This is a genomic window from Sphingomonas bacterium (assembly GCF_903643035.1).
GTDB lineage: Bacteria > Pseudomonadota > Alphaproteobacteria > Sphingomonadales > Sphingomonadaceae > Sphingomonas.
Genome location: NZ_CAHJWW010000166.1, coordinates 1 through 6,233, shown reverse-complemented (window position 1 = coordinate 6,233; position 6,233 = coordinate 1). Strand labels below are relative to the sequence as shown.

The 6,233-nt window shown below is 69.5% G+C and carries 5 protein-coding genes and 1 pseudogene; 4 read left to right on the top strand and 2 right to left on the bottom strand.

Annotated elements, in window-relative coordinates; translation table 11 throughout:
- The 4 genes from HUV01_RS10830 to metW form a co-directional block, all read left to right on the top strand.
- Positions 1-1,493 (top strand): flavin monoamine oxidase family protein (locus HUV01_RS10830; RefSeq protein WP_174298268.1); only part of this gene is annotated, 1,493 nt, incomplete at its 5' end.
- A 150-nt stretch (positions 1,494-1,643) separates the two neighbouring features.
- Complete coding sequence (metX, locus tag HUV01_RS10825) at positions 1,644-2,804, top strand: homoserine O-acetyltransferase MetX (RefSeq protein ID WP_174298267.1); 1,161 nt, start codon at positions 1,644-1,646, stop codon at positions 2,802-2,804.
- The gene (locus tag HUV01_RS10820; RefSeq protein WP_174298266.1) at positions 2,801-3,241 is read left to right on the top strand and encodes a GNAT family N-acetyltransferase; all 441 of its coding nucleotides are present in this window, start codon (positions 2,801-2,803) and stop codon (positions 3,239-3,241) included. Before metX ends, HUV01_RS10820 begins: the two co-directional genes overlap by 4 nt.
- A complete protein-coding gene (metW, locus tag HUV01_RS10815; protein WP_174298265.1) occupies positions 3,238-3,834 on the top strand; it encodes a methionine biosynthesis protein MetW in 597 nt (198 codons plus the stop codon). The genes HUV01_RS10820 and metW overlap by 4 nt, the downstream gene beginning before the upstream one ends.
- A gap of 204 nt (positions 3,835-4,038) precedes the next feature.
- On the opposite strand, the gene HUV01_RS10810 is transcribed toward metW, so the two are convergent.
- Both HUV01_RS10810 and HUV01_RS10805 read right to left on the bottom strand, forming a co-directional pair.
- Complete coding sequence (locus HUV01_RS10810; protein ID WP_174298264.1) at positions 4,039-5,862, bottom strand: ABCB family ABC transporter ATP-binding protein/permease; 1,824 nt, start codon at positions 5,860-5,862, stop codon at positions 4,039-4,041.
- Positions 5,863-5,974: 112 nt separating this feature from the next.
- Positions 5,975-6,233 (bottom strand): annotated as a pseudogene (locus HUV01_RS10805) (phytoene/squalene synthase family protein); the annotation flags it as partial.

Here is a 6,233-nt window from a genome sequence, read left to right as displayed (position 1 = left end):
TGAAGGCGATCGCCGCCGCCGGGCTGGTCGCCGGGCTTTCGCGCGAGACAAGGGCCACCGCGTCGTCGGCCGGGCCGGTGGCGATCGTCGGTGGCGGCATCGCCGGACTGACCGCGCTGTGGACGCTCACCCATGCCGGGGTCGACGCGCGGCTGTACGAGGCGCGACCACGGCTCGGCGGCCGGATGTACACCGCGCGCATGGGAGCCGCCGGCGCGCTCGAGATGGGTGGCCAGCTGGTCAACACCGAGCATCACGACATGGCGGAGCTCGCGCGGACGTTCGGCGTCGGGCTGATCGACCGCAAGGCAGGCAGGTTCCGCTCACTGATCCTCGCCGACGGGCGACCGGTGGACGAAGCGGACGCGGCGGCGGCCATGCGCGGGATCGCCGCGCAGATGACGAAGGACGCCGACCGGCTCGATCGCGACCAGGCGCATGTCGCCGCCGAACTCGACCAGCTGTCGTTCGCGACCTACCTCAACCGTTATGCGGCGAAAATGCCCGAACCCTGGGTGCGCCGGCTCATCGAGACGACCGCGCGGACCGAATATGGCGTCGAACCCGCACAGGCATCGGCGATCGAGCTGATGTTCAACCTGCCGAGCGTCGAGGGCGCGCGGGTCGACGTCCTCAGCCGCTCCGACGAACGCTACGTCATCGCCGGCGGGTCGAGTGCGCTGATCGACGCGATGGCGGCGCGAATGGCCAGGCGGATCGCAAGCGGCAGGAAGGTGGCGGCGATCGACCCCCTGCCCTCGGACGCCACGCCCGCCACCCGGCCGAGCGGCGTCCGGCTGGTGTTCGCGGATGGCAGGCACATCGACGCCGCCGCGGTCATCGTCACCACACCCGCATCGATCACCCGGCGCATCGCGTTCGGCGTGCCGTTGCCGCCGCTGTGGAAGCGGTTCATCGCCGAGGCGAACCTTGGTCGCAACGAGAAGGTGCAGGCGACGATGAAGGTCCGCCCCTGGGAGGCGGTGACGGGGCGCGGCGGTAATCTGTGGCATACTCCCGCGTCGGCGGGCGGCGATGCGGTCGCCTCGGGCTGGGACGGCACGGTACGTCCGCATTCCGGCGGTGCGATACCGGGCGGCGACTGGACGTGGTACATGGGCGGCGAGGAAGTGGAAAAGGCGGCTGTCGGTGAGGCACTGGCGCAGGCGCATGCTTTTGCAAGGGAGGTAGAGGCTGGCGTGCCCGGCATGGCCACCGCCATCACCGCCGCGCGCCGCACCGCCTGGCATGGGGACCCGATGACGAGGGGCGGCTACATTAATTACCGCCCCGGGCAGCTGACCCGCTTCGCGCCGCTGATCTGGGTCGAGGAGCACGGGCGAGCCGCCCGTCCGGTCTCGAGCGGCTTGGTCCACTTCGCCGGCGAGCACCTGTCCGACGCCTTCCCCGGTTACATGAACGGGGCTGCGCAGACCGGCCGGCTGGCGGCGGAGGCGGTGATGGCGCAACTGGCGGAACGGATGGCGCGGTAGGGCGCGTCGCACGGAGGCACGAAGCCTCGTTACCGGCTTAGCCGTGGCGCCGCCTTAATTGGGTGACGGGCGGTACGCTAGAAATGGTAGTGCGTCATCCGCGCGCTCGCACCGTTGACGACGACGCCAGTACGACGCAGTCAGCCCCACATGGCGACCGCCCGCCCCTTCCTTGATGCGCGTTTCGGCCTAGCCCGCCACGTGGTGCTGCCCGGGCCGCTGGCGCTTGATGGCGGCGGGGCGCTCGCGCCGGTCGAGATCGCTTACGAGACCTATGGCAGCCTCGCGCCGGATGGCGGCAACGCGATCCTGATCTGCCATGCGCTGACCGGGGACCAGCATGTCGCGAGCCTTCACCCGCGCACCGGCAAGCCGGGCTGGTGGACGCGGATGGTCGGGTCCGGCAAGCCGATCGACCCGGCACGGCACTTCGTGGTCTGCGCCAACGTGCTGGGGTCGTGCATGGGATCGTCCGGTCCCGCCACGATCGATCCCGCCACCGGCGCCGAATGGGGCATGGCGTTCCCCGTCCTCACCATCCGCGACATGGTGCGCGCGCAAGGCCTGCTGCTCGATCATCTGGGGGTGCGCCGGCTATGCGCCGTCGTCGGCGGATCGATGGGAGGGATGCAGGCGCTGAGCTGGCCCGCAACGTTCCCCGATCGTGTCGAGGCGGCGGTCGTCATCGCCTCGACCGCACGCCACACCGCGCAGAACATCGCGTTTCACGAGGTCGGCCGGCAAGCGGTGATGGCGGACCCGCGCTGGCGCGGCGGCGACTATTACGCACATGGCGACGACGTCGCAGATCCCCCCGTCGCCGGACTGGCGGTCGCGCGGATGGCGGCGCACATCACCTATCTGTCCGAAGCCGGGCTGACCGAGAAGTTCGGCCGCCGGCTCCAGGGCCGCGCCGGCAATCCCGACGGCGCCAAGAGCTTCGGCTTCGACGCCGACTTCCAGGTCGAAAGCTACCTGCGTCACCAGGGCATCGCCTTTGTCGACCGGTTCGATGCCAACAGCTATCTCTATATCACCCGCGCGATGGATTACTTCGACCTGGCGGAGGAGCATGGCGGCCGCTTGGCGGACGCGTTCCGGGCGAGTTCCGCGCGCTTCTGCCTCGTCAGCTTCGACACCGACTGGCTGTACCCGACGGCGGAGTCCCGCCGCATCGTCCACGCACTCAACGCGGCGGGCGCGCGCGCGAGCTTCGTCGAACTCTCGAGCCCCTATGGCCACGACGCGTTCCTGCTCGACGCGCCCGAACTGAACCGCGTGGTCGACGGCTTCCTGAGGGCGGGCGGATGATCGACTATAGCGACGACGGGCGGCGGCTCGACGTGGCCCTCATCCACGGCTGGCTCGCGTCGAGCTACTGGTCGCCAGGCATCGAGCGGGCGCTGGTGGAGCGCGCGATCGCCGGTTCGCACTGCCTGGGCGCGTACGATGAAGGCGGGGAACAGGTGCGCTTCGCTCGCGCGATCACCGACCACGCGACCTTCGCCTGGATCGCCGACGTGTGGGTGGACGAGCGCGCGCGGGCGCGCGGGATCGGGCGCGCGATGGTGTGCTGTTTCCTCGACCATTCGGGGTTCGCGGGCATCCGCCGCGTGGCGCTCGTCACCGTCGACGCGCACGGCGTCTACGCGGCTTTGGGCTTTCACCCGCTAATTCGGCCGGGACGCTACATGGAGCGGCTGGCGCCCGAGTTCGCCGCGGCCCTGCGCGAGACGGCCGACACGTGACGGCGTCACTGCGCCCAGATCTGGCGATCATCGCCGACCACGTCGCGCGGGGCGCGCGCGTCCTAGACGTCGGCTGCGGCAACGGCGCGTTGATGGCGGCGTTGCGCGACGGGCGGGGCGTCGATGCCCGCGGGCTGGAACTCGATGCGGGCAACGTCGCCGCCGCGGTCGCGCGCGGGCTGTCGGTAGTGCAGGGCGATGCGGACTCGGACCTGGCCGACTATCCCGACGCGAGCTTCGACTACGCGATCCTCAGCCAGACGCTGCAGACCGCACGCAACCCGCATCTGGTGCTCGACCAGTTGCTGCGAATCGGGCGGCGAGCCTTCGTGTCCTTTCCCAATTTCGCGCACTGGCGCGTGCGGCTAAGCCTGTTGTGGGGCGGGCGGATGCCGGTGACGCGACAATTGCCGGAGCGGTGGTACGACACGCCCAACATCCACCATCTGACGATCGACGATTTCCGCGCCTTCCTGCGCGCGCGCGACGTGGCGATGGAGGGCGCCTGGTTCCTGAACGGCGACCAGCGGACAAGCCCCGCAGCGGCGAACTTCCGGGCGGAACACGCGGTGTTCCTGCTGCGGCGGGGGTGAAGCCGGCCGGCGAACGGCGCGGCGAGCCGCTGGCATAGGCGATCGCCGCTGGCGTCCAGGTCCGAACACCAAGCCACCGTCTTCGCGCCGGCATCGTCGCGGCTCGCGAGCACCCGATCGAGTTCGTCGGCTCGATGGTTAGGACATCGCGTTCAAGTAGCCGACCTATCCGGAGAAGCTTGCGACGACGTTGCGCCGCCTAACCTATTCCGCCGCCAGTGCCTCGCCTTCCTCGCGTTGCTCCGCTTGGCGGGTCCACATCTCGGCATACAGGCCGTCCTGACGCAGCAGTTCGGCATGGCTGCCCTGTTCGACGATACGCCCGCCGTCGAGCACCACGATGCGGTCGGCATGGACCACCGTCGACAACCGGTGCGCGATGACAATCGTGGTGCGTCCGCGCTCCACCGCCTCCAGCGTGTCGAGGATCTCCGCCTCCGTACGGCTGTCGAGCGCGCTCGTCGCCTCGTCCAGGATCAGGATCGGCGGGTTTTTCAGCAGCGTGCGCGCGATCGCCACGCGCTGCTTCTCGCCGCCCGACAGCTTCAGTCCGCGTTCGCCGACCCGGGTCGCGAAGCCATCGCTCTGCCGCTCGATGAAACCGGCGATCGCCGCGCCCTCGGCCGCGCGCACGATCTCCGCTGCGCCCGCGCCTTCCCGGCCATAGGCGATGTTGTAGCCGATCGTATCGTTGAACAGCACCGTGTCCTGGGGCACGATGCCGATCGCGGCGCGCAGCGAGGCTTGCGTGACGTGCGCGATATCCTGACCGTCGATCGTGATCCGCCCGCCCGTCAGGTCGTAGAACCGGTACATCAGCCGCGCGAGCGTCGACTTGCCGGCACCCGACGGCCCCACCACCGCCACCGTCGTTCCGGCGGCGACGTCCAGCGTCACGCCGGCGAGTATCTCGCGGTCGGCGTCATAGCCGAAACGCACGTTCTCAAAGCGGACATGGCCCGGCCCCACGCGCAACGGCCGCGCGTCGCCTGCGTCCCGGATTTCGGCGGGCGTGTCGACCAGATCGAACATCGCGCCCATGTCGATCGCCCCCTGCCGGATCGTGCGATACACCATGCCGAGCAGGTCGAGCGGCCGGAACAGCTGGCTAAGCAGCGTCGAGACGAACACCACGCTGCCCGGCGAGAAGCGGCCCTGGCTCCATCCCCAGGCGACGAACGCCATGCCGCCGCCCATCATCACGTTGGTGATGAGCGCCTGACCGACATTGAGCCAGGCCAGCGAGTTCTCGGACTTCGTCGCCGCGCGGGCATAGGCGGAGACGGAAGCCTCGTACCGGCGAGCCTCGCGTTCCTCGGCGCCGAAATATTTCACCGTTTCGAAGTTGAGCAGCGAGTCGACCGCATGGGCGACTGCCCCGGTATCAAGGTCGTTCATCCTGGTGCGCAACGCGGTGCGCCAGTCGGTCACGGTCCGGGTGAACCAGATATACAGAACAACCATCGCGACCGTAGCCGCGACGAGTCCCCAACCGAAGCTGGAGCGGAAGATGTTGAGGACCAGCGCCAGTTCCAGCACCGTCGGCGCGATGTTGAACAGCAGGAAATACAGCATCGTGTCGATGCTCTTGGTCCCGCGTTCCACCACCTTCGTCACCGCGCCGGTGCGACGCTCCAGATGAAAGCGAAGCGACAGCATATGCAGGTGCCGGAACACCCGCGCCGCCAGCCGGCGGGTCGCATCCTGCCCCACCCGCTCGAACACCGCATTGCGCAGATTGTCGAACAGCGTCGTCGAGAAGCGCGCGGCGGCATAGCCGACGACCAGCGCCATGACGGTCCACGCCGCCCCACGCTGCCCCTGCGCCATCCGATCCACCGCCCATTTGAGCGAATAGGCGATGACATAGACCTGCGTCAGCTTGGACGCGAGCACCAGCAGCATGGCGGCGACGATCCGGACGCGCAGCATCGGCTCGCCTTCCGGCCACAGATAGGGAAGGAAGCGCCGGAGAGTCGGCAACAGCGGCCGGTCGGGCATCGAGGGAGGTATCGCAAGGGGTGGCATCCACCCAGATATGGGGACGCCGGCACGGCATCGAAAGCGGATTGTGCCGGCACCTGGACCTGCGCCCCGTCAACCGGAGTTCGCCCGGATGTCGGCTGCGCAGACGAAGCGCCTAACGCGGTCGCGTCCACAGCGCCGGGTCGCGCGGGGCCGGTGGGTAGAGGCCCCTGCGCCTGGACGCCTGCCATGCCGCCGCCGCGATGAAGCGCAGCTTGCCGGCCTTCGACGTCGATACGCGCCGGTCCCACGCGCGTTCGCCGCGCCGCGCCACCTCGCGCCCGATCGCGCCATAGATCGCCGCCGCCGACAGCACCGCCCAGGCCGAGCGGAACGACAGCGCGGGCGTACCCCGCCGTGCGCTCGCCTCGAAG

Excerpts from the sequence above, each read along its gene's own strand:
- metX (WP_174298267.1), top strand. The coding sequence starts at position 1,644 with ATGGCGACCGCCCGCCCCTTCCTTGATGCGCGTTTCGGCCTAGCCCGC.
- HUV01_RS10820 (WP_174298266.1), top strand. The coding sequence starts at position 2,801 with ATGATCGACTATAGCGACGACGGGCGGCGGCTCGACGTGGCCCTCATC.
- HUV01_RS10810 (WP_174298264.1), bottom strand. The coding sequence starts at position 5,862 with ATGCCACCCCTTGCGATACCTCCCTCGATGCCCGACCGGCCGCTGTTG.